18 protein-coding genes and 1 pseudogene are annotated in these 20,767 nt (G+C 64.9%); 12 read left to right on the forward strand and 7 right to left on the reverse strand.

Annotated elements, in window-relative coordinates; translation table 11 throughout:
• Window positions 1–82: 82 nt before the first annotated feature.
• From BGI51_RS17370 to BGI51_RS17380, 3 genes are read left to right on the forward strand one after another with little or no spacing between them, the layout of a single operon-like run.
• Window positions 83–1,225 carry a methyl-accepting chemotaxis protein gene (locus BGI51_RS17370; protein ID WP_405046469.1) on the forward strand — a complete coding sequence of 381 codons (1,143 nt, stop codon included), beginning with the start codon at window positions 83–85 and terminating at the stop codon, window positions 1,223–1,225.
• Between the two features lie 60 nt (window positions 1,226–1,285).
• Window positions 1,286–1,897, forward strand: a complete 612-nt coding sequence (locus BGI51_RS17375) for a tRNA-uridine aminocarboxypropyltransferase (protein WP_187979139.1) — start codon at window positions 1,286–1,288, stop codon at window positions 1,895–1,897.
• Window positions 1,898–1,954: 57 nt separating this feature from the next.
• Window positions 1,955–2,131, forward strand: coding sequence for a hypothetical protein (locus BGI51_RS17380; RefSeq protein ID WP_187979140.1), 177 nt, complete (start codon window positions 1,955–1,957; stop codon window positions 2,129–2,131).
• 67 nt (window positions 2,132–2,198) lie between these two features.
• On the opposite strand, the gene BGI51_RS17385 is transcribed toward BGI51_RS17380, so the two are convergent.
• Both BGI51_RS17385 and BGI51_RS17390 read right to left on the reverse strand, forming a co-directional pair.
• On the reverse strand, window positions 2,199–2,597 hold the full coding sequence (locus BGI51_RS17385) for a YbaN family protein (protein ID WP_133859233.1): 399 nt from the start codon (window positions 2,595–2,597) through the stop codon (window positions 2,199–2,201).
• Window positions 2,598–2,600: 3 nt separating this feature from the next.
• Window positions 2,601–3,185: a YecA family protein gene (locus tag BGI51_RS17390; protein WP_133859232.1), complete on the reverse strand. Its 585-nt coding sequence runs from the start codon at window positions 3,183–3,185 to the stop codon at window positions 2,601–2,603.
• Window positions 3,186–3,347: 162 nt separating this feature from the next.
• Here BGI51_RS17390 and recQ point away from each other — a divergent pair, with 162 nt between their 5' ends.
• From recQ to BGI51_RS23795, 3 genes are all read left to right on the forward strand, one after another.
• Window positions 3,348–5,486: a DNA helicase RecQ gene (gene recQ, locus BGI51_RS17395; RefSeq protein ID WP_187979141.1), complete on the forward strand. Its 2,139-nt coding sequence runs from the start codon at window positions 3,348–3,350 to the stop codon at window positions 5,484–5,486.
• A gap of 73 nt (window positions 5,487–5,559) precedes the next feature.
• Window positions 5,560–5,997 (forward strand): MarR family transcriptional regulator, encoded by a 438-nt coding sequence (locus BGI51_RS17400; protein ID WP_007162293.1) that lies wholly within the window; start codon window positions 5,560–5,562, stop codon window positions 5,995–5,997.
• Window positions 5,998–6,458: 461 nt separating this feature from the next.
• Entirely contained in the window at window positions 6,459–8,444 is a 1,986-nt protein-coding gene (locus tag BGI51_RS23795; RefSeq protein WP_187979142.1) for a FimV/HubP family polar landmark protein, read from the forward strand.
• Here BGI51_RS23795 and BGI51_RS17410 read toward each other — a convergent pair whose 3' ends face one another.
• Window positions 8,445–10,643, reverse strand: coding sequence for a patatin-like phospholipase family protein (locus BGI51_RS17410; protein WP_187979143.1), 2,199 nt, complete (start codon window positions 10,641–10,643; stop codon window positions 8,445–8,447).
• A gap of 71 nt (window positions 10,644–10,714) precedes the next feature.
• Here BGI51_RS17410 and BGI51_RS17415 point away from each other — a divergent pair, with 71 nt between their 5' ends.
• The gene (locus BGI51_RS17415) at window positions 10,715–11,035 is read left to right on the forward strand and encodes a SelT/SelW/SelH family protein (protein WP_133859228.1); all 321 of its coding nucleotides are present in this window, start codon (window positions 10,715–10,717) and stop codon (window positions 11,033–11,035) included.
• Window positions 11,036–11,037: 2 nt separating this feature from the next.
• Here the strand turns inward: BGI51_RS17415 and cspD are convergent, their stop codons facing one another.
• The gene (cspD, locus tag BGI51_RS17420) at window positions 11,038–11,313 is read right to left on the reverse strand and encodes a cold shock domain-containing protein CspD (protein ID WP_133859227.1); all 276 of its coding nucleotides are present in this window, start codon (window positions 11,311–11,313) and stop codon (window positions 11,038–11,040) included.
• A 221-nt stretch (window positions 11,314–11,534) separates the two neighbouring features.
• On the opposite strand from cspD, the gene clpS reads away from it, so the two are divergent.
• Window positions 11,535–11,891, forward strand: a complete 357-nt coding sequence (gene clpS / locus BGI51_RS17425) for an ATP-dependent Clp protease adapter ClpS (protein WP_007162298.1) — start codon at window positions 11,535–11,537, stop codon at window positions 11,889–11,891.
• Window positions 11,892–11,939: 48 nt separating this feature from the next.
• Window positions 11,940–14,208, forward strand: a pseudogene (gene clpA / locus BGI51_RS17430) (ATP-dependent Clp protease ATP-binding subunit ClpA).
• A gap of 71 nt (window positions 14,209–14,279) precedes the next feature.
• Here clpA and infA read toward each other — a convergent pair.
• The 3 genes from infA to aat form a co-directional block, all read right to left on the reverse strand.
• Window positions 14,280–14,498 carry a translation initiation factor IF-1 gene (infA, locus tag BGI51_RS17435; RefSeq protein ID WP_002553999.1) on the reverse strand — a complete coding sequence of 73 codons (219 nt, stop codon included), beginning with the start codon at window positions 14,496–14,498 and terminating at the stop codon, window positions 14,280–14,282.
• A 94-nt stretch (window positions 14,499–14,592) separates the two neighbouring features.
• Entirely contained in the window at window positions 14,593–15,300 is a 708-nt protein-coding gene (locus BGI51_RS17440; RefSeq protein WP_133859225.1) for an arginyltransferase, read from the reverse strand.
• A gap of 35 nt (window positions 15,301–15,335) precedes the next feature.
• Window positions 15,336–16,025 (reverse strand): leucyl/phenylalanyl-tRNA--protein transferase, encoded by a 690-nt coding sequence (aat, locus tag BGI51_RS17445; protein ID WP_158895064.1) that lies wholly within the window; start codon window positions 16,023–16,025, stop codon window positions 15,336–15,338.
• Between the two features lie 256 nt (window positions 16,026–16,281).
• Between aat and BGI51_RS17450 the strand changes: the two genes are divergently transcribed.
• Genes BGI51_RS17450 through BGI51_RS17460 form a run of 3 tightly spaced genes read left to right on the forward strand, consistent with a single transcriptional unit; the run spans window position 16,282 to window position 20,741 of the window.
• The gene (locus BGI51_RS17450) at window positions 16,282–18,765 is read left to right on the forward strand and encodes a DNA translocase FtsK (protein ID WP_187979144.1); all 2,484 of its coding nucleotides are present in this window, start codon (window positions 16,282–16,284) and stop codon (window positions 18,763–18,765) included.
• A 17-nt stretch (window positions 18,766–18,782) separates the two neighbouring features.
• On the forward strand, window positions 18,783–19,403 hold the full coding sequence (gene lolA, locus BGI51_RS17455; protein WP_187979145.1) for an outer membrane lipoprotein chaperone LolA: 621 nt from the start codon (window positions 18,783–18,785) through the stop codon (window positions 19,401–19,403).
• Window positions 19,404–19,412: 9 nt separating this feature from the next.
• Window positions 19,413–20,741: a replication-associated recombination protein A gene (locus BGI51_RS17460; RefSeq protein WP_187979146.1), complete on the forward strand. Its 1,329-nt coding sequence runs from the start codon at window positions 19,413–19,415 to the stop codon at window positions 20,739–20,741.
• The last annotated feature ends 26 nt before the right edge of the window (window positions 20,742–20,767 follow it).

The raw sequence follows: 20,767 nt of genomic DNA on the forward strand, positions 1-20,767 counted from the left end.
GCGTTCGCTGCCCAGCACCAGCGAAGTCCGTCGCGCCGGCGAGCTCTATGCCCGCATCAATGCCGGCAAGGCCCCCGTGCCCATGACGCGCCGCCTGGGCAGCGCCATCGCCGCCTGCTGGTCGACGGTGGCGGCCACCGGGGTGATCCTGAGTGGCCACTTCCTGCTCGACGACACGACCCAGGCGGTCCTCATCGTCGCGGCGCTCCTGGGTATCAGCGGTCATCAGCTCTATCGCCAGCGCGCCAGCATCGAGCGCATCCTCGCCGATCATCCGAAGATGTTTTCCAGTGCCGTCGTGGCCCCGACCTACAGCGACCAGTGTGGTGCCCCGGCACGCCTGGATCTGGCGCTGCACAGCGAAGCCGCGCGCCTGCAGACGGCCCTGACCCGGCTGGCCGACGTGGGCGACAGCGTGCGCGTCAAGGCGCGCGAATCCTCCCAACTGGCCCAGTCCGAGGCCGAACTGCTGGATCAGCAGCGCCACGAGACCGACCAGTCCGCCGCGGCCATCACCCAGATGACCTCCACCATCCACGAGGTCTCGCAGAACGTCCAGGAGACCGCTCAGGCGGCGGCCAACGCCGAGAGCCTGGTGCACTCCGGGCGTGACAAGGCCGAAGAGAGCCTGACGTCCATGCGCGAACTCGGCGCGGCGGTCAGCGACATCGGCCAGGCCGTAGGCGAGCTGGCCAGTTCGACCCAGAGCATCGGCAGCGTCGCCGATGTCATCACCGCCATCGCCGAACAGACCAACCTGCTGGCGCTCAACGCCGCCATCGAGGCCGCCCGTGCCGGTGAGGCCGGTCGCGGCTTCGCCGTGGTGGCCGACGAGGTCCGCTCGCTGGCCTCGCGTACCCGTGAATCCACCGAGCAGATCCATCAGATCATCGCCAACCTGCAGGCCAATGCCGACCGCGCCGTGGCCACCGCCAGTCGCGGCGAAGAGACCTCGCGCCAGAGCGAACGCCATTCGGCGGCGGTACGCGAGTCTTTGGAAGGCATCAGCGAATCGGTCAGCCTCATCACCGCCATGAGCCAGCAGATGGCCACCGCGGTGGAAGAGCAGAGCCACGTCTCCGAAGACATCAACCGGCAGATCAGCCGCATCGCCGATCTTTCCGATCACAGCTCGGCCCAGGCCCGTCGCGGCTCGGAGCTGAGTCGTGAACTGGAAGGCATGGCCGACTACCTGCACGACCTCACCGCCCGCTTCAATCGCTGAGTCGGGGAGGGCGGCGGTGATCCGGTATGATCGCCGCCCCGATTCGCTCCGGAAGTCCCGATGTCCCGTCCCGCTTGCGCGCGCTGTCAGCGTCCCCTGTCACTCTGCCTGTGCGCGCTGATCCCGTCGCTGACCAGCCGCACGCGGGTGCTGTTGCTGCAGCATCCCAGCGAGCGGCGCCATCCGCTCAATACGGCGCGCCTGGCCGCCCTGGGGCTCGGCAATGCGCAGCTGGAGATTGGCGAGACCTTTCCCGACCTGCCGCTCTGGCTCGCCGATCATGACGCCTGGCTGCTGTTTCCCGGCCCCGAGGCGATCACGGTCGATCTCTTGCCGCCTGCTGCCGTGACCAAGGCACCACGGCTGCTGGTGATTCCCGACGGCACCTGGCGCAAGGCGCGCTTGCTGCTGCACGTCAATCCACTGCTGGCGGCCCTGCCCAGGCTCACCCTGCCGCCTGGCGCGCCCTCGCGCTACCGGGTGCGCAAGGCCCCGGCGCCGGATGCGCTGTCGACCGTGGAGGCCGTGGTCGCGGCGTTGAATGCGCTGGAGGCGCCGCGCCGCTTCGATGCCCTGCTGGCGCCGTTCGAGGCGCTGATCGACGGCCAGATCGCCGCCATGGGCCCGGAAACCTTTGCACGCAATCATGGCGGAGCAGAGCCGCGCGACTGAGGGAATTACCCGGGTGCCGGACCACTCTACCTAGAGAGTCAGCAGAGGAGTCACCCCATGTCCCGCTTTCCGATCCGCCAGCTCGACGCTTTCTCCCGCTTTGTCGCCCTTGCCATGCCCCGTGCCGGCGGCGAGCCCGATCAACCTGATCCGGCGCCCATCCAGCCCAGCGAGCCGGGCGAGCCCACCGTTCCCGATCAGGCACCGCCCACCCCCATGGCCAGGGCCGCCTGACGCCGCCAGCGTCACCCACGAAAAAGGGCGATCATCGCTGATCGCCCTTTTTCATGCCTGACGGTGGCTAGCGCCGGGTCTTCTGCCGGAGCAGGTAGACCGTTACCGCCGCGCAACTGGTGAAAGCCGCCACCCGGGCCCAGACGTAGGGCACCAGCCAGCAGGAAAACCCGACGCTGATCCACATGGCGACAATGGCGTAAACCTTGCCCTTGAGCGGGATGCCGTCGCCTTCCAGATAGGGTTTGACCCAGGGCCCCAGCCACCTGTGGTTAATCAGCCACAAGTAGAACCGCTCCGAACTGCGCATGAAGCAGGCTGCGGCCAGCAGCAGGAAGGGCGTAGTGGGCAGCAGCGGCAGAAAGGCACCGATGATGCCCAGGGCCACGCTCAGCCAGCCGATGCCCAGCAGCAGGTAGCGGACCCAGCCCTTGCGCTGGCGGGGTCTCGGAGTGGCCTCATCCATTGCTCAGTGACGCGGCTTCAGCAGCGCCGGCTTTTCATCGGGGGAATGGCAGAGCAGGAACAGCTGGGTCAGCAATTCCGGAATCTGCACCATCATGTCGGCAACCAGGCGGCGGTCCTGGGCGATCTCGGCGAATTCCGGCTGCTCATCGAACAGACCCGAACCCACCATGATCGGCAGCAGCAGCTCGCTGACTTCGTCTTCGGCGTCCTCGAACCACACGGCTTCGCGCAGGAACACCCCTTCCATGAAACCGATGCACCAGCCGCGCAACTCGGAATCGTCCGGCTCCGGACCGAGCTCCAGGTCGCACGGCAGGTCCAGCTCTTCGTCGCTGCCCAGCACGCGCAGGATATGCGCCTTGAGCTGCACCAGGGAGCGCTCGATCTCTTCCTGCTGGGCGGCATCGCGATACTGCGGTGGCTCGGCGAAGAGCGCATCGATCCACTCGCGTTCGGGAACCTCTTCCGGGCAGATGGACAGGGCGGTCAGGTAGCCATGGGCGGCTACGTAGTCGAGCGCTTCTTCGTGCAGATCGTCTGCATCGAGAAAATCGCGCAGACGGGTCAATTGTTCGGCGAAGGACATCGGCTACTTACCTCGGAAAGGATTCGAAAGGGCGGAACGGCCGGAATTGTAGACGAGCGCCCGGGTCACGTCGAACTCGACGGCCTGGGGCCGGCCGATGGAAAAGCACCGCCGCAGTGACCCCGGCATCCGTATAATGGCCTTTCCATTCGAGGAGGCTTCATGTCAGAACCCGCGCTGCGCATCCTTAAAGACGTCTTTGGCTACGACGCGTTCCGTGGCAACCAGGCCCGGATCATCGAGCGTGTGGCCAGCGGTGGCGATGCGCTGGTGCTGATGCCCACGGGCGGCGGCAAGTCCCTGTGCTACCAGGTGCCGGCGCTCCTGCGGCCCGGCGTGGCCGTGGTGGTCTCGCCGCTTATCGCGCTGATGGACGACCAGGTCGCCACCCTGCTGGAACTGGGTGTGTCGGCGACCGCGCTCAACTCCACCATGACCGGCGAACAGCAGCGAGCCGTCGCCGCGCAGCTGGAGCGCGGCGAGATCAAGCTGCTCTATCTCGCGCCCGAGCGCCTGGTCCAGCCGCGCATGCTGGACTTCCTCAAGCGCCTGCCGATCGCCCTGTTCGCCATCGACGAAGCCCACTGCGTATCCCAGTGGGGGCATGACTTCCGTCCGGAATACATGCAGCTCGGACAACTGGCCGAACACTTCCCCGGCGTGCCGCGCCTGGCGCTCACCGCCACCGCGGATTCCCGCACCCGCGAAGAGATGGCCAGCCGCCTGCATCTGGAAGAGGCCGAGCGTTTTCTCTCCAGCTTCGATCGCCCCAACATCTTCTACCGCATCGTGCCCAAGGAAGCGCCGCGCAAGCAGCTGCTGGCCTTTCTCGCCGAGCGTCGCGGCGATGCCGGCATCGTCTACTGCATGTCGCGCAAGAAGGTCGAGGAGGTGGCCGAGCAGCTCAGCAACCAGGGCTTCCCCGCCTTGCCCTATCACGCCGGCCTGCCCAACGACGTGCGCGCCGCCAACCAGAAGCGGTTCCTCAACGAGGAAGGGCTGATCATGGTCGCCACCATCGCCTTCGGCATGGGCATCGACAAGCCCAACGTGCGCTTCGTCGCCCACCTCGATCTGCCAAAGAGTCTGGAAGCCTACTACCAGGAAACCGGCCGGGCCGGTCGCGATGGCCTGCCCGCTGACGCCTGGATGGCCTACGGCCTGCAGGATGTGCTGCTGCTGCGGCAGATGATGCAGAACTCCGAGGGCGACGAGCGCCACAAGCGCATCGAGCGGCACAAGCTCGAAGCCATGCTGGCGCTGTGTGAGGAAACCCGTTGCCGGCGCCAGGTGCTGCTGGCCTATTTCGACGAGCACCTGCCCCAGCCCTGTGGCCATTGCGACAACTGCATCGACACCGTCGAGACCTGGGATGCCACCGAGCCGGCGCGCCAGGCGCTGTCGGCCATCTACCGCAGCGGTCAGCGCTATGGGGTAGGGCATCTGGTCGACATCCTGCTCGGTCGCGAGACCGAAAAGATCACCAGCCTCGGCCACCAGCGGCTGGCCGTGTTCGGCCTGGGCAAGGCCCGTGGCGAAGACGAGTGGCGCACCCTGTTCCGCCAGCTGGTGGCCCGCGGCCTGGCCGAGGTGGATGTCGACGGCTATGGCGGCCTGCGCCTGACCGAGAGTTGCCGGCCGCTGCTGCGCGGCGAGGTGCGCATCGAATTGCGCCGTGACCCCAAGCCCCAGCGTGGCCGGAGCGGCAGTGGCAGCGGCTCGGCCAGTGCCGCCAGCCAGCTGGTGCGCGCCGACGAGCGCGAACTCTGGGAGGTCCTGCGCACCCTGAGACGCAAGCTGGCCGAAGAGCATTCGGTGCCGCCCTATGTGATCTTCCCCGACGCCACCCTGCTGGAGATGCTGCGCAGCCAGCCGCGCTCGCTGGACGAGATGAGCCGCGTCAGCGGCGTGGGCGCGCGCAAGCTGGAGCGTTATGGCCAGGCTTTCCTCGACGTCCTCAATGACGGCGACGCCGCGCCGCCTCCGGTCGCTGACGTGCGCCACGAGGTGCTGACGCTGGTACGCGCCGGCATGACGCCCGAGCAGGCTGCGCGGCAGCTCAATTGCTCGGAAAAGAATGTCTATGCACTATTGGCCGAAGCCATCGCCGGGCAGCAGATCGCCCTGGAACAGGCCCTCGACCTGCCAGAGGATCTGCTGGCGGAAATCCAGGATGCCTTCCTCGAAGACGAGGGCGAGTTGCCGCCGGTCGCCCATGTCGCCGCGCGCTTCGAGGGGCGGGTGGCGAGTGGCGCGCTGTACTGTGTGCGGGCAGCCTTGCAGGCGGAATTGGCGGACTAGCGAGGCGCGGCGGTTGCCCCGCCCTGCCTGTAACCAGAATAATGAGAAAATCCAAGTACAAGGTTTAGCCTGAATGACCCCTACCGATCCACACCTGTTTGGCCGCCAGATCTTCCACGTCTCCCGTGCCTGGCGCGCCGAGCTAGACCGGCGCCTGAGCCACCTGGGGCTGTCTCAGGCGCGCTGGCAGGTGTTGCTGAACCTGGCCCGGATGAAGGGTGTCCAGCCTACCCAGCGTGAGCTTGCCCAGAGCATCAGCATCGAGGGGCCGACCCTGGCACGGCTGCTGGACGGCCTGGAAAAGCAGGGTCTGGTCAAGCGTCTGGCGGTCACCGAGGACCGTCGCGCCAAGCGCATCATGCTGACCCAGGAAGCCGGTCCGCTGATCGAGAAGATCGAGACCATCGCCGAAGCCCTGCGCAAGGAACTGCTCAGCGGCCTCGATGATGAAGAGATCGCCATCTGCCAGCAGGTGCATCAGCGCGTCCTGGCCAATCTCGAGCGCGGCTGACCGCCGTCTGGCGGCTGGCGTCGCCCGGGTGCCTCCGCCCAGCCCCGGGGTCGGATCTGGCCGGAGCGTCTGGCATCGCTACTGGCGCCAGACGCCACCCCCCGGCCGCTTTATTGCGTGCGGGGCCATCGGTTTGCCGTCTGTCGGTATCGATGCTACGTTCCAGCGTAGCGGAGGCGATTTTTGTGAGCCACCGCGCTAAAACACCGGTTTCCTCGAATACCTGACGCAGCGGTATCCATGGTCGCGAAACGCCGTCCCCTTGCCTTTGTTCTTCTGTCGGCCGCCGCGCTGACCCCTCTTCCTCAAGCGGCGTTCGCGCTCGGCCTGGGGGCATCACCCTGCAGTCTTCGCTCAACGAACCTCTGCGTGCGCGGATCGAGCTGGTCAACATTGGCGATGCCGGTGCCGAGGACTTCCGCATCCATCTGGCGGCGAACGAGGCCTTCGCCCAGGCCGGCGTGGATCGCACCCAGTTCCTCGACGATCTGAAGTTCACCCCACACCTGCGCACGGCGGCGGGCAGCTATGTCGAGGTGACCTCGCGCCGCTCCCTGGTCGAGCCCTATCTGGGTTTCATCGTTCAGCTGGAACAGCCGGGCGGCAAGCAGCTGCGCGAGTTCACCCTGCTGGTGGATCCGCCGCGCAGTGGTGGCGCACCCACCAGCGTTGCCAGTACCGCCCCGGCGCGCGTCCCGGCGGCACCCGCTCGCGCCGCCGCCCCGGCCGCCGATCCGGTGGTCCGCCAAACCGTATCTGCACCGCGCCAGGGGCTGACGCCTTCGCCAGACCTGGCCGCCGGGGAGGGCTTCTACCAGACGCGTTCCAGGGACACCCTCTGGAGCATCGCCAAGCGCCTGGGGCCAATGGCCAATCGATCGGCCGAGCAGCTCATGGCCGATCTGTTCGCCCTCAATCCGGCGTCCTTCGCCAACAATGATCCCGGACGGCTCAAGGCTGGCCAGCGCCTGCGCCTGCCCGTGGGTGTCAGCGAACCTGCGCCGCGACAGTCGGTAGCGGCCAGGACCACGCCGCCCGCGCCCAGCCCGGTACCCGCCGCACCGGTCGCCACGGCACCCGCCTTGGCACCGGCACCGGCACCTGCTGCGCCAGCGCCTGCCGCAGCACCTGTCGCTGCGCCGGCACCGGCACCGGAATCAGTGGCGCCGCCAGTAGCGGCGCCGCAGCCGGCCGGAAGCTCTGCGGAAGCCACCAAGCCCCTGCTGGTGACGCAGGATCTCGGGCGTCAGGTCGGCGATCTGGAAGGTCAGCTGACTCAGCTGCAGGAGCGTTACGACGCACTGCTGGCCCAGAAAGAGGTGATGATCGAGCAGCTCCAGCAGGACCGTGAAGGTCTGCAGCAGCAATTGAAGCAGGCGCGTTCGGTGGCCCTGTCCACGCCGACGCCCGCCCCCGCGCCGCCGTCACCGGAAAGCCCTGCCGCTCAGGCGGCGCCCGCCGCCTCCAGTCCTGCCGCGGGCAGTACCGACGAAGGTCTGTTGTCACTGCGCTCGCTGTTGTTGGCGGGTGGCGCGGCCCTGCTGGCCCTGGCCGGTGTGCTCTGGTGGCGCCGGCGGAAGGCGGAAGGCGTCGTCTTCGACGACGCGGATGACGTCGAAAATGTCGAAATGGTCGAGCCATTGCCCGAGCCGGTGCTGGCCGCTACCCAGCCGGTGGTTGCCAAGTCCAGGGCCAAGCCTGCAGCCGTCGCCGCCACCCCGGCGCCGGTCGACGATCATGCCGGTCGTGCGGAGATCTACATCGCCTATGGCCGCTACGGCCAGGCGCGGGAAGTGCTGGAAAGCGGCCTGGCCGAAGATGATCGGCGGCAGGATCTGCGGCTGCTGCTGCTCCGGGTGCTGGCCACCCTGGGCGAGGCTCCGGCATTCAGGGAGCACGAACAGCGTTTTCTGGCGCTGGGAGGCGTGGCGGCGAGTCTGGCGGTGCTGCACGCCCAGTTTCCCGGGATGTCCGCCGATCCGGTGGAGCCCCTGCTGGAGGACGATCTGGATCTCGACCTGCCGGCCTTCGATGCGCCGGCCAGTGGATGGTCGGCGGAATTGCAGTTTGCCGAGCCGGCGGTACCTGCGCCGGTGACCGAAGAGCACTACGATCTGGATCTGGCGGATCTGAGTCTCGATGAGGCCATCGCCCTGACCGAAGAGCTGGACGCCGATTCCGGGTGGAAGCAGGTCGATGCCCTGGAAGTCTCCCTGGAAGACGACTTCCCTGAAGGCCTGGGCGAGTTGCCGGCGGTCATGGAGCTGGACCTGAGTCTCGACGAGCACTTCATGGCCGATGCCATTGCCCGGCGGTTTGCCGAGGCCGAGGCCTGTCTCGATCAGGGCGACGTCCAGCACGCCACCTCGCTGCTGCAGGAAATCGTCAGCGAAGGCAGCGACAGCCAGCGCGAGCGGGCCGAGATCCTGCTCTCGCGCATCGCCTGATCAGAAGCTATTGCCCAGGTTGATGTAGAAGGCATGTTCGCCCTGGTCGCTCAGGCCATAGGTGAACCTGAGTGGTCCCAGCGGCGTGTCCAGTCCGAGGAACAGGCTGGCCGCGCTGATGTTGCCGCTGTCGTAGTCGTCATCCCGATTCCAGATGCGTCCCTGTTCCAGGCTGCCGCCCAGATAGACCGGGGTGTCCAGCGGGAACAGCGAGCGCTGCGTAAGCTGGTGGTAGTAGATCAGCCGCGCCAGGCCGTAGTTCTGGCCGGACAGGGCATCCTGCCGATAGCCCGAGAGCTGCCAGGCACCTCCCAGCAGGAAGCTGCTGGTTACCACGTTGGTGTCGCTGTCCGTCGACAGGGTGCGCCCCAGGCCGCCCCCCAGCACGAAGGTGTTGTAGCCATAGCTGAGCGCCTTGTTCAGGTGCAGGTCCAGCTGCCGGTAACGCGAATCCGAGCCCAGACTCGGATCGAACTGCTTGAGCGTCAATGCCAGGTCCTGGCCCTCCCGCGGGAAGTTCACGTCGTCCAGATCGTCCAACGAATAGCGCAACTCGTAGAAGCCTTCGGTGAAGGATTCCTCCGGCGTGTCGCGCGGTCCGACATGCACCTTGGTACTGCCCCAGTCATGGCCGATACCCAGGCGCACCTCGGCCTTGTTGCCGATCTGCCGACCCACGTTGAGGCCGAAGCCATAGCGCTCGCGGCGGTATTCGGCGATGGGGTCGTTCCGCTCCAGTTGCTCGATGTTGCGGGCCTCGCCGCCGACGTAGGGTGCGATGAAGTAGCGTGAGCCCACATCCAGGGGTTGGTAGAACTCGCTGTAGAGCTCCTGGTGATCACCGATCTGCATTCGGGTCAGCCATTCGCCGCCCAGGCGGTTGAGCCCATTGATGCGATAGCTGGCGCCGAAGTTGAAAGCGCTGTCGCCCCGCAGGTCGTCAGACAGATTCAGGCCCAGCCGCAGGAAGTCCGTACCGCTGCGCTTGCCGCGGGCATAGATCACCAGCACGTTGTCGCCAGGGCCGTCCCGGCGGATGCGGTATTCCACCTGGTCGAAATAATCCAGCCCGTAGAGGGTGCTCATGTCGTCCTGCAGCCGCTCGACATTGAGGGGTTCGCCCAGGCGCTGGCGGATGTAGTGACGAATGACCTCGTCTTCGACCTTGGAGTCGTTCTCGATGCGGATGGCGTCGATGACCGGAGTGCGGCTGCTGGGCGCGCGAGCCGCTGCCACGGCCGTGGAACGCTCGCTTTTCGCGTCCTTGCGCAACACCGCCAGTTCGCTCGCCATGGCCATGGTCGCCCGATAGCCGGCATCGATCAGCGCCCTGACCTCGGTGAAGTCGGCGCTGGTGTAGCTGGCCAATGGCGGCTGGATCAGCAGGTCCTGCTTGCCCAGAGTCGCCAGCTGCGCCTGGGAATTGTTGCGCGTCATCAGGGTGGTGGACTGATTGAGCACGTCCAGCACCGTGGTCAGGTCCCGGCGCTTGAGCAGGGGAGTGCCGATGTCGACCACCACTACCCGCTGCGCGCCCATGTCCCGCGCCACGTCGATGGGGATGTTGTCGACCATGCCGCCATCCACCAGCAGCCGACCGTCGATTTCCACCGGCGCGAATACCGCCGGAATCGACATGCTGGCGCGGATCGCTCGGGGCAGATGACCATGATCGAAGACCACCTTCTCGCCGGTGGTGATGTCCGTGGCCACGGCGCGGAAGGGAATGGCCAATTGGTTGAAGTCCCGGGTATCGCTGGTATGCACGAACAGCTTTTCCAGCATCATCCCCAGGTTCTGGCCCTGGATCACCCCGATGGGCAGGCCCAGGGTGCCGTCGTCACGAAAGCTGAGCTTCTGCTTGACCAGGAAGTCCCGGTCATCCTGCTTGCGCCGGAAGGGCACGTCCTTGCGTGGCGGCTGGTCGGACAGTACCTGGCCCCAGTCCATGTCCAGCGCGATGCGTTCCAGTTCCTCAACGCTGTAGCCGGCGGCATAGAGGCCGCCGATTACCGCACCCATGCTGGTGCCGGCAATGGCGTCGACCTGGATGCCCTGTTCCTCCAGCGCCTTCAGCACGCCGATATGCGCCAGTCCCCGGGCGGCACCGCCAGACAGCACTAGGCCGACCTTCGGCGGCGGAGCACTCCAGGCCAGGGTGGACAGGAGAAGGCAGGCTACCAGCAGCAACAGGCGCATAGGACGGACCACATGGCGGATGGAATCGGGGGCTGCGTATTATAGGGAGCCCAGGCCTTGTGAGGTGTACCGTGGCGGACGCCAGACCTATCATCACCATCCACTACTGCACCCAGTGCCAATGGCTGCTGCGCTCGGGCTGGTTGGCCCAGGAGCTGCTCAGCACCTTCGGTACCGATCTGGGTGGAGTGACGTTGCTACCGGGAACCGGTGGCGTGTTCGAGGTCGCCTGTGGCGGAGAGGTGCTCTGGGAGCGGAAGAGGGATGGCGGCTTTCCCGATGCCAGAGCGCTGAAGAATCGGGTCAGGAACCTGCTGTTTCCGGAGCGCGACCTGGGGCACAGCGAAGGTCAGCGGCGCGAAGGGGGAGATGGCGCCCCCGAAGGGGCGTGAGATCAGGCTTCCGTACTGACCGTATCCCGCACATCGAGGGTATTGGTGGCCGGCGCTGCGGCGGGTGCGCTCACTTCGGCCGCGCGAATCTCGACCGCGTGCAGGCCCTTGGGGCCCTGCACGATATTGAAGTTGACCGCCTGGCCCGCCTTCAGCGTGCGGTAACCGTCCATCTGGATGGCCGAGTAATGAGCGAATAGGTCTTCATCACTGTTATCTGCAACGATGAAGCCATATCCTTTGGCGTTATTGAACCATTTGACCTTGCCACTGAGCATACCGGCTCCCTCTGCAAAGGACTCCAAGCCTGGAGTATCATTCGACTACAGTTCCAGTGAATCCACACAGACGCCACTACAACGGAACCCTTGGTACCTCGTCGGTACAGGATGTTTGTAACACCCTTTCAGCCTTAGTCAAGGCAAGGCACTAGGCGGCTGAGACGTGGATCAAGCTCTTTTTTTCCTGCTATTCATCCCGTAATTCGGAATCGATCAGAATGCGTGTAATCGACCCCATCCGACTGGCGGCGGACGACAACGAACATCAGGACGGCGACAACGGCGGCCTGGCGGTGCAGGAGGCAAAACCTGCACTAAAACGGCCAGCCAGATATCGAGTTCTGATGTATAACGATGACTACACCCCGATGGAGTTCGTCGTCGAGGTGCTGGAGCGCTACTTCAGCATGAACCGCGAAGCGGCTACCCAGGTGATGCTTACTGTGCATACTCAGGGAAAGGCAGTCTGCGGAACATTTACTCGCGATGTCGCTGAAACCAAGGCCATGCAAGTCAATCAATATGCCAGGGAGTGCAACCACCCGCTGCTGTGTGAAATCGAAATCGAAAGTTAGATCTGTGCTGCTTGGGCTACTGTGCTGCTTGGGCTATGAGGTGAAGCTATGTTGAATCGTGAGCTCGAAGTCACCCTGAATCTCGCCTTCAAGGAGGCGAGGACGAAGCGTCATGAATTCATGACCGTTGAGCACCTCCTGCTGGCGCTGCTGGATAATGAAGCGGCGGCCACCGTGTTGAGAGCCTGCGGCGCCAACATCGATCGTCTGCGACGCGATCTGTTGGAATTCATAGATTCCACCACACCCCTGATCCCACAGCAGGACGACGAGCGCGAAACCCAGCCGACGCTGGGTTTTCAGCGTGTCCTTCAGCGTGCGGTCTTCCACGTGCAGAGCTCGGGTAAGCGCGAAGTGACCGGGGCCAACGTCCTGGTCGCCATCTTCAGCGAGCAGGAAAGCCAGGCGGTGTTCCTGCTCAAGCAGCAGAGCGTGGCGCGGATCGACGTGGTCAATTTCATCGCACATGGCATCTCCAAGGTGCCAGGGGCAGCACCCGAAGCCGAGCAGGATCAGGACGCTGCCGAGGAGGAGGGTGCCGAACCCAGCTCCTCCAACAATCCGCTGGAAGCCTATGCCAGCAACCTCAATGAGCAGGCTCGCCAGGGCCGTATCGATCCGCTGGTGGGGCGTGAGTCGGAAGTCGAGCGCGTAGCCCAGATCCTTGCCCGGCGCCGCAAGAACAACCCGCTGCTGGTGGGCGAGGCTGGCGTCGGCAAGACCGCCATCGCCGAAGGTCTGGCCAAGCGCATCGTCGACGGTCAGGTCCCTGATCTGCTGGCCGACAGCGTGGTTTATTCGCTCGATCTCGGCGCGCTACTGGCCGGGACCAAATATCGCGGCGATTTCGAAAAGAGATTCAAGGCTCTGCTGGCGGAGCTGAAGAAGCGGCCCCATGCCGTGCTCTTCATCGACGAGATCCATACCATCATCGGTGCCGGCGCGGCCTCGGGTGGGGTGATGGATGCCTCCAACCTGCTCAAGCCGCTGCTGTCCTCCGGTGAGATTCGCTGCATCGGCTCCACCACCTTCCAGGAATTCCGCGGCATCTTCGAAAAGGATCGGGCACTGGCTCGGCGCTTCCAGAAGGTCGATGTCGTCGAGCCTTCGGTAGATGATACCTACGGCATCCTGCGCGGCCTCAAGGGGCGCTTCGAGCAGCATCACCACATCGAGTACACCGACGAGGCGCTGCGTGCAGCAGCCGAGCTCGCTGCGCGCTACATCAACGACCGGCACATGCCCGACAAGGCCATCGACGTCATCGACGAAGCCGGTGCCTACCAGCGCCTGCAGCCCGAAGACCGTCGTGCCGAGCGGATCGACGTGCAGCAGGTCGAGGACATCGTCGCCAAGATTGCGCGGATTCCCCGAAGACCGTCAACAGTTCCGACAAGGAGCTGCTGCGCAACCTGGAGCGCGACCTCAAGCTGACCGTCTTTGGTCAGGACCTGGCCATCGAATCCCTGTCCACCGCCATCAAGCTGTCCCGTGCGGGCTGAAATCACCGGACAAGCCGGTTGGTTCCTTCCTCTTCGCCGGCCCTACCGGCGTGGGCAAGACCGAGGTTGCCCGGCAGCTGGCCAAGGCCATGGGTGTCGAGCTGGTGCGCTTCGACATGTCCGAGTACATGGAGCGGCATACCGTGTCGCGCTTGATCGGTGCGCCTCCCGGCTATGTCGGTTTCGACCAGGGTGGTCTGCTGACCGAAGCCATCACCAAGACGCCGCACTGCGTGCTGCTGCTTGATGAGATCGAGAAGGCCCACCCCGAGGTCTTCAACCTGCTGCTGCAGGTCATGGACCACGGCACCCTGACGGATAACAATGGTCGCAAGGCCGACTTCCGCAACGTGATCCTGATCCTGACCACCAACGCCGGTGCCGAGACCGCTTCCCGTGCCTCCATCGGTTTCACGCTGCAGGATCACACCACGGATGCCATGGAAGTCATCAAGAAGAGCTTCACGCCCGAGTTCCGCAACCGTCTGGATACCATCATCCAGTTCGGCCGCCTGAGCACGGAAGTCATCAAGAGCATCGTCGACAAGTTCCTCACCGAACTCCAGGCGCAGCTCGAGGACAAGCGTGTCCAGCTCGAAGTCACAGATGCCGCCCGCAGCTGGCTGGCGGAGCGTGGCTACGATGTGCAGATGGGTGCTCGTCCCATGGCGCGCCTCATCCAGGACAAGATCAAGCGGCCGCTGGCCGAGCAGATCCTGTTCGGGGAGCTGGCCGACCACGGCGGTATCGTCCACATCGACGCGGTGAACGACGAGCTGGAATTCGAGTTCGAGACCACCGCCGAACCTGCCTGAGGGCAGGTCGCGATTTACCATCGCTCATGAAAAAGCCCGGCATAGCCGGGCTTTTTCATGAAAGGATTCGCTTAACGCGCGCGGTAAGTGATCCGGCCCTTGCTCAGATCGTAAGGCGTCAGCTCCACGCGAACCTTGTCGCCGGTCAGGATGCGGATGTAGTTCTTACGCATCTTTCCGGAGATGTGCGCGGTGACGACGTGCCCATTTTCCAACTCCACGCGAAACATGGTGTTGGGAAGGGTGTCGACGACAGTACCTTCCATTTCGAAGCTGTCTTCTTTCGACATATATAGAAAAGCCCTCGGTGACAAGATAGGCCCAGAGCAGTCCGGGCGAAAAAGGCCCATATTCTGACAGAAATTCAGAAAAAGCGCTATTTCGTCAGGCCAGGGCAACCCAGCGCTGATTGACGAAGAGCTCAATGGGGCGATACTCGGTCTTATAGGACATCTTGCGACACCCTTTGATCCAGTAGCCGAGATAAACCGCATCGAGACCGAGGCGGCGGGTTTCGGCGACCTGCCAGAGGATGCCGAATACACCCAGGCTGCGCTTCTCTTCGCTAGGGTCGTAGAAGGTGTAGACCGCCGACATGCCGTTGGGCAGCACATCGGTCACCGCGATGCCGATCAGGCGGTCTTCCACCCGCATCTCGTAGAAGAAGGCGTAGGGCAGGTGGCTGACCAGGAAGGTGGAGAACTGGCCGCGGCTCGGCGGGAACATGTCGCCGTCGGCGTGGCGTTCGCTGATATAGCGGGCGTAGAGCTGATAGCGCTCTTCGGTAAAACCCGGGTCGCAGCGCGTGACCCTGATGTCAAGATTGCGCTTGAGTACGCGCGTCTGCTTGCGGCTGGGGCGAAAGCGAGCGACGGGGATGCGGGCGGGAACGCAGGCTTTGCAGAGCTGGCAGTGGGGGCGGTAGAGGTGATCGCCGCTGCGGCGGAAGCCCAGTTCGGACAACTCGGCGTAGATCTGACCGTTCATGGGCTGCGAGGGGTCGAGAAACAGCGTGGTCGCCTGCTCGTTGGACAGGTAACTGCAAGCGTGAGGCTGGGTTGCGTAAAACTTGAGTCTCGCCAGCTCGGTCATGTCGAATCTCTACATAAGCCTGGCTTGAGTGTAAGTCACCCGTGGAAGGTAGGCCAGGCGGCCATGCTGGCCTGATCCAGGTATTTGGCCAGGTATTCAGCAAAGCGTTCCCGAGAGAGACTGCTCGCGCCGAGACTCTCCAGGTGCGCGGTTTGCATCTGGCAGTCGATCATCACGAAGCCCCAGGCGGCCAGGTCCCGTACCAGGGTCACGAAGCCGATCTTGGAAGCGTTGTCAGCGTGGCTGAACATGGACTCGCCAAAGAACAGCTTGCCCATGGCGATGCCGTAGAGACCGCCGACAAGCTGGTCGCCGTCCCAGACTTCCACGGAATGAGCCCAACCCTGGGCGTGCAGCTCCTGGTAGGCCTGGCGCATCTCCACGGTGATCCAGGTGCCGTCGGCATCGCGTCGCGGACCGGCGCAGGCCTGGATTACCCTGGCGAAGGCCTGATCATAGGTGACGCGCAGCGGCGTCTTGCGCAGCGTCTTCGCCAGGCTGCGGGAGACGTGCAGGTCCGGCGGGAACAGTACCGTGCGGGGATCCGGCGACCACCAGAGCAAGGGCTGACCGGCCTGGTACCAGGGAAAGCAGCCGTGACGATAGGCGCCGATCAGGCGTGCCGCGCTCAGGTCGCCACCGATGGCCAGGAGGCCGTTGGGTTCGCGCAGCGCCTGCTGCAGGGGCGGGAAGTCAGGGCTTGCGCGGGTCAGCCATTTCACCATGGTAGGGGAGGGCGCCTTCTGATGGGTGGAGCCGAAGGGGTGCGGCTTGTGCGTAACAAGCTCAAGAAATCGTCATAACTCTTTGTCAGGACAACGAAAGAATGCTCCAATGTTGTGCCTGAAGGCGGTTCCGGTACGGCCGTCCGCTATCGTGCCATGTTTCGCCGCGGGACTGTAGAAGCAGGGCCCGGGCGATCTAGAATGGCGCACTGTTTTTGATTCACGGTCACACGTTCCGTGTGCGGGAAAAGCGCGCTTGAAGCAATCCAGTTCTGTCAGCCACGTCAACCAATGGCGTGAGCATCTGCATTATCGTCTCAAGGAGGTGGTGCTCATCGCACTGGCCGCCTTGTGCCTGTATCTGCTCATGGCTCTGCTGAGCTACGACCCCTCCGATCCGGGCTGGACCCACACCAGCCGCATCGATCAGGTCCATAACACCGCAGGCCGCGCCGGCGCCTGGCTGGCCGACGTGCTGTTCATGGCACTCGGCTACTTTGCCTTCGTGTTCCCCGTCCTGCTCGCCGTCAAGACCTGGCAGATCTTCCGCAAACGGCACCTGCCCTGGGAGTGGAGCGGCTGGCTGTTTTCCTGGCGGCTGACCGGTCTGGTCCTGCTGGTGATCTCGGGTTCGGTACTGGCCTATATCCATTTCCATGCGGTCTCGGCGCTGCCGGCGTCCGCTGGCGGCGCGCTGGGCGAGAGCCTGGGGCAGCTGTCGGTCGCCGCCCTCAATGTCCAGGGCAGCACGCTGCTGTTCCTCGCGCTCTTCCTGCTGGGATTGACAGTCTTCACCGATCTGTCCTGGTTCAAGGTGATGGATTTCACCGGCAAGGTCGTACTCGACTTGCTGGACCTGGTGCAGGGTGGCTTCAGCCGCCTGGCCGGCGGTCGCCGTCAGGCTCCGGAACTTGACGTCTTCGACGAGCCGGTGTCGCCGCCGGTTGCGCGCAAGAGCAAGGCCCGCGAGGTACCGATTCCCGTCGCCGATGAAGACCTCGACGATCTGCTCGATGTCGCGCCGCCGCCACGGGTGGAGCGTGCTGCGCCGCGCATCGAGATGCCCGCGCCCAGTCGCTTTGTCGCCGAAGCACCCGAGTCCGCGCCTGTGGCTGCCGCGCCTGTCCCAGCGCCGGCCAGTGTCGCCATGCCCACGCCGCCGCCGCGCAAGGCGGCGCCTGTACCGGCTGCGGCGTCCTATTCGCCCGCGGCTGTCGTGGTCCGGGTCGACGCGGATCTGGAAGGTACCCTGCCGCCGCTGTCGATCCTGGATCGCGCGGAGAAGAAACAGCAGAGCTATTCGCCGGAATTCCTCGAGAACATGTCGCGCCTGCTCGAGGTCAAGCTCAAGGAGTTTGGTGTCGAGGTCATCGTGGAGAGCGTGCATCCCGGTCCGGTGATCACCCGCTTCGAGATTCAGCCGGCGGCCGGCGTCAAGGTCAGCCGCATTTCCAACCTGGCCAAGGACCTGGCGCGTTCGCTCGCCGTGTTCAGTGTCCGGGTGGTGGAAGTCATTCCCGGCAAGACCACCGTGGGTATCGAGATCCCCAACGAGGATCGCCAGATGGTGCGCTTCTCCGAGGTCCTCGAATCGCCCGAGTACGCGGCGGCCAAGTCGCCCGTCACCCTGGCCCTGGGTCATGACATCGGTGGCAAGCCGGTTATCACCGACCTGGCGAAGATGCCGCACCTGCTGGTGGCCGGTACCACGGGTTCCGGTAAGTCGGTGGGCGTGAACGCCATGCTCCTGTCGATCCTGTTCAAGTCGAGCCCGGAAGACGCTCGCCTGATCATGATCGATCCCAAGATGCTGGAGCTCTCGATCTACGAGGGCATTCCACACCTGCTGTGTCCGGTGGTCACCGACATGAAGGAGGCCGCCAACGCCCTGCGCTGGAGCGTGGCGGAGATGGAGCGGCGCTACAAGCTGATGGCGGCCATGGGCGTACGTAACCTGGCCGGCTTCAACCGCAAGGTGAAGGACGCCGAGGACGCGGGTACGCCGCTGACCGATCCGCTCTATCGTCGCGAGAGCATGGACGACGAGGCACCGCTGCTGAAGACGCTGCCGACCATCGTGGTGGTGGTGGACGAATTCGCCGACATGATGATGATCGTCGGCAAGAAGGTCGAAGAGCTGATCGCGCGGATCGCGCAGAAGGCGCGGGCGGCCGGCATCCACCTGATCCTGGCCACCCAGCGGCCCTCGGTGGACGTCATCACCGGTCTGATCAAGGCCAACATCCCGACGCGGATGGCCTTCCAGGTGTCGAGCAAGATCGACTCCCGGACCATTCTCGACCAGGGCGGCGCCGAACAGTTGCTCGGGCACGGTGACATGCTCTATCTGCCGCCGGGTACCGGCCTGCCGATCCGCGTCCATGGCGCCTTCGTGTCCGACGACGAGGTCCATCGCGTCGTCGAGGCCTGGAAGGAGCGCGGCGCCCCCGACTACATCGAAGACATCCTCAGCGGTCCGGACGAGGGCGGTGGTGCGGGCTTCGACGGCGGCAGCGGCGAGGGTGGCGACAGCGACGAGGACGATCCGCTCTATGACGAGGCCGTGCGCTTCGTCACCGAGAGTCGTCGGGCCTCGATCTCCGCGGTCCAGCGCAAGCTCAAGATCGGTTACAACCGGGCGGCACGGATGATCGAAACCATGGAAATGGCCGGTGTCGTATCGCCCATGAACACCAACGGCTCGCGCGAGGTCACAGCGCCTGCCCCGGTGAGAGACTGACATCCATGAGGACCTCGATGCACAAGCTGCGTTGCTTCGCCCTGGCCGCCCTGGCCGTAAGCTTTTCCGCCCATGCCGACCAGGCGTCGGTGGGTCGCCTGTCGCAACTGCTGGACAAGGCCCAGACCCTGACCGCGCGCTTTTCGCAGCTGACCCTGGATGGTTCGGGTACTCGCCTGCAGGAAACCGCCGGCAACATGAGCCTCAAGCGTCCCGGGTTGTTCCGCTGGCATTCCGATGCGCCCCAGGAGCAGCTGCTGGTGTCCGACGGCAAGCAGGTCTGGCTGTACGATCCGGACCTGGAACAGGTCACCATCCGCAAGCTGGACCTGCGCCTGACCCAGACGCCGGCGTTGCTCTTGTCGGGTGACATTTCCAAGATCGAAAGCAGCTTCGACGTCACCAGCAAGGATGCCGGCAACGTCGTCGACTTCGTGCTCAAGCCCAAGACCAAGGACACCCTGTTCGACAGCCTGCGGCTGTCGTTCCGCAACGGCGTGATCAACGACATGCAGTTGATCGACGGTGCCGGTCAGAGAACCAACATCCTTTTCTTCAACGTCAAGCTCAACGAGCCGGTGGCCGCGTCCCAGTTCACCTTCCAGGTGCCCAAGGGAGCCGACGTCATCCAGGAGTGATCGCACCCCATGGATCTCTTCAGCAGCGCACCCGTCGGGCAGCCCTTGGCTGCCCGCATGCGTCCCGCGAGCCTCGATGAATACGCGGGTCAGCAACACCTGCTGGCGCGGGGCAAACCCCTGCGCGAGGCGCTGGAGCAGGGCGCGCTGCATTCGATGATCTTTTGGGGGCCGCCAGGGGTGGGCAAGACCACCCTGGCGCGGCTGCTGGCCCAGGTTTCCGATGCCCATTTCGAAACGCTCTCGGCGGTGCTTTCCGGGGTCAAGGAGATCCGCCATGCGGTGGAGGTGGCCAAGCAGCAGGCCGCGCAGTATCGCCGCCGCACCATCCTCTTCGTCGACGAGGTGCATCGCTTCAACAAGTCGCAGCAGGATGCCTTCCTGCCCTATGTCGAAGACGGCACCCTGATCTTCATCGGGGCGACCACCGAGAATCCCTCCTTCGAGCTCAACAACGCGCTGCTCTCGCGGGCGCGGGTCTATGTGCTCAAGAGTCTGGACGACGAGGACCTCGGCGGCCTGGCACGCCGGGCTCTGACCAGTGCCAAGGGGCTGGGTGAGCGACGGCTGAGTCTGCCGGACGACGCCCTGGCGCTGCTGCTGGCCGCCGCCGACGGCGATGGCCGGCGGCTGCTCAATCTGCTGGAGAATGCCGCGGACCTGGCCGAGGACGGTGGCGTCCTGGACGCCGAACTGTTCCAGAGTCTGCTGGGCGATCAGCGCCGCCGCTTCGACAAGGGCGGCGAAGCCTTCTACGACCAGATCTCCGCGTTGCACAAGTCGGTGCGCGGCTCCAATCCCGATGGCGCCCTCTACTGGTTCGCCCGGATGATCGACGGCGGCTGCGATGCGCTGTACATCGCCCGGCGCGTGGTGCGGATGGCCAGCGAAGACATCGGCAACGCCGATCCGCGCGCCCTGAGCCTGTGCCTGGACGCCTGGGATGTCCAGGAGCGCCTGGGCAGTCCGGAAGGCGAGCTGGCCATCGCCCAGGCGATCGTCTATCTGGCCTGCGCGCCCAAGAGTAACGCCGTCTATATGGGCTACAAGGCCGCCCTGGCCGACGTGCGCCAGAACGGCTCGCGCGAGGTGCCACTGCACCTGCGCAATGCGCCGACCAAGCTGATGAAGAACCTCGGCTATGGCGACGAATACCGCTATGCCCACGATGAGCCCGAAGCCTATGCCGCGGGTGAGGACTACTTTCCCGAAGAACTCGAGCCGCGCCGCTACTATGAGCCGGTTCCCCGTGGGCTGGAGCTGAAGATCCGCGATAAACTGCAGCATCTGGCGGACCTTGACCGGTCCAGCCCGCGCCAGCGCCGACCGCGTTCCTGACGCCCCGCCCGCGCGGCTGCCCCCAT

Origin of the sequence: Pseudomonas oryzihabitans (assembly GCF_014522265.1) — a bacterium.
Taxonomy (GTDB): domain Bacteria; phylum Pseudomonadota; class Gammaproteobacteria; order Pseudomonadales; family Pseudomonadaceae; genus Chryseomonas; species Chryseomonas aestiva.

Bases quoted from the DNA above. Each gene is read 5' to 3' on its own strand.
- BGI51_RS17370 (WP_405046469.1), top strand. From the start codon at position 83: ATGACGCGCCGCCTGGGCAGCGCCATCGCCGCCTGCTGGTCGACGGTG.
- BGI51_RS17375 (WP_187979139.1), top strand. From the start codon at position 1,286: ATGTCCCGTCCCGCTTGCGCGCGCTGTCAGCGTCCCCTGTCACTCTGC.
- BGI51_RS17380 (WP_187979140.1), top strand. From the start codon at position 1,955: ATGTCCCGCTTTCCGATCCGCCAGCTCGACGCTTTCTCCCGCTTTGTC.
- BGI51_RS17385 (WP_133859233.1), bottom strand. From the start codon at position 2,597: ATGGATGAGGCCACTCCGAGACCCCGCCAGCGCAAGGGCTGGGTCCGC.
- BGI51_RS17390 (WP_133859232.1), bottom strand. From the start codon at position 3,185: ATGTCCTTCGCCGAACAATTGACCCGTCTGCGCGATTTTCTCGATGCA.
- recQ (WP_187979141.1), top strand. From the start codon at position 3,348: ATGTCAGAACCCGCGCTGCGCATCCTTAAAGACGTCTTTGGCTACGAC.
- BGI51_RS17400 (WP_007162293.1), top strand. From the start codon at position 5,560: ATGACCCCTACCGATCCACACCTGTTTGGCCGCCAGATCTTCCACGTC.
- BGI51_RS17410 (WP_187979143.1), bottom strand. From the start codon at position 10,643: ATGCGCCTGTTGCTGCTGGTAGCCTGCCTTCTCCTGTCCACCCTGGCC.
- cspD (WP_133859227.1), bottom strand. From the start codon at position 11,313: ATGCTCAGTGGCAAGGTCAAATGGTTCAATAACGCCAAAGGATATGGC.
- clpS (WP_007162298.1), top strand. From the start codon at position 11,535: ATGCGTGTAATCGACCCCATCCGACTGGCGGCGGACGACAACGAACAT.
- infA (WP_002553999.1), bottom strand. From the start codon at position 14,498: ATGTCGAAAGAAGACAGCTTCGAAATGGAAGGTACTGTCGTCGACACC.
- BGI51_RS17440 (WP_133859225.1), bottom strand. From the start codon at position 15,300: ATGACCGAGCTGGCGAGACTCAAGTTTTACGCAACCCAGCCTCACGCT.
- aat (WP_158895064.1), bottom strand. From the start codon at position 16,025: ATGGTGAAATGGCTGACCCGCGCAAGCCCTGACTTCCCGCCCCTGCAG.
- lolA (WP_187979145.1), top strand. From the start codon at position 18,783: ATGCACAAGCTGCGTTGCTTCGCCCTGGCCGCCCTGGCCGTAAGCTTT.
- BGI51_RS17460 (WP_187979146.1), top strand. From the start codon at position 19,413: ATGGATCTCTTCAGCAGCGCACCCGTCGGGCAGCCCTTGGCTGCCCGC.